2 protein-coding genes are annotated in these 1,080 nt (G+C 63.4%); both read left to right on the forward strand.

Annotated elements, in window-relative coordinates; genetic code table 11:
* Window positions 1-125 precede the first annotated feature (125 nt).
* Window positions 126-434 carry an IS3 family transposase gene (locus AWC18_RS21855; protein WP_065000043.1) on the forward strand — a complete coding sequence of 103 codons (309 nt, stop codon included), beginning with the start codon at window positions 126-128 and terminating at the stop codon, window positions 432-434.
* Window positions 431-1,080: DDE-type integrase/transposase/recombinase (locus AWC18_RS21545; RefSeq protein ID WP_165607276.1), on the forward strand; the 650-nt coding region annotated here is incomplete at its 3' end. The genes AWC18_RS21855 and AWC18_RS21545, both read left to right, overlap by 4 nt.

The following is a 1,080-nucleotide window of genomic DNA, read 5'->3' on the forward strand; positions in this document are numbered from 1 at the left end:
GGGTGGGTACTTTTATCTGGCCACCAGCGGGGACTTCTACGTGGCCACCAGTGGGTACTTTTTCATGGCCACGGACAGACATCTGAGTTGGCTTGCCCTGTGGGGTGGGCTGGAAGGATGTCATTGTGCCTAGGCCTTATCCGAAAGAGTTCCGTGACGACGTCGTCCGGGTCGCCCGCAACCGCGATCCCGGGGTGACCATCGAGCAGGTCGCCACCGATTTCGGGGTGCACCCGATGACGCTGCACAAGTGGCTGCGTCAGGCTGACATCGATGACGGCATCAAAGCCGGCACCACCACATCAGAGTCGACCGACCTGCGTGCAGCCCGGCAGCGGATCAAGCTGCTGGAGCAGGAAAACGAGGTGCTGCGCCGGGCGGCAGCGTATTTGTCGCAGGCGAACCTGCCGGGAAAAGGCTCTACCCGCTCGTGAGCGAACTCGCCGCCGACGGTATCCCCGTGGCGGTGACGTGCCGGGTACTGCAGCTTGCTCGCCAGCCCTACTACCGATGGCTGGCCAACCCCATCACCGATGCCGAGGTCATCGAGGCCTACCGCACCAACGCTTTAGTCGACGCGCACCGCGACGATCCGGAGTTCGGCTACCGGTTCCTCGTCGATGAAGCCCGCGCTGCCGGTCAGCCGATGGCCGAGCGCACCGCCTGGCGGATCTGCTCAAACAACGAGTTGTGGAGCGCCTTCGGCAAGAAACGGGGGAAGAACGGCAAGAAGCCCGGCCCGCCGGTGCACGACGACCTGGTCGGCCGGAACTTCACCGCCGATGCCCCCAATCAGCTGTGGCTGGCCGACATCACTGAGCACCGCACCGAGCAGGGCAAGCTCTACTGCTGCGCGATCAAGGACGTGTTTTCCAACCGCATTGTTGGCTACAGCATCGCTGACCGGATGAAATCGCAGCTGGCCGTCACCGCGTTGCGTAATGCGGTCGCCCGCCGTGGCGATGTCGCTGGCTGCGTGCTTCATTCTGATCGCGGGTCGCAAGGCGGATTCAACTGGTCGTCGCAACGCCTTGACTGTGGAGGTGTTCAACAGTGGCGACGAAGGATTGGGCTGCGAAG

Origin of the sequence: Mycolicibacter nonchromogenicus, assembly GCF_002101775.1 — a bacterium.
GTDB lineage: Bacteria > Actinomycetota > Actinomycetes > Mycobacteriales > Mycobacteriaceae > Mycobacterium > Mycobacterium nonchromogenicum.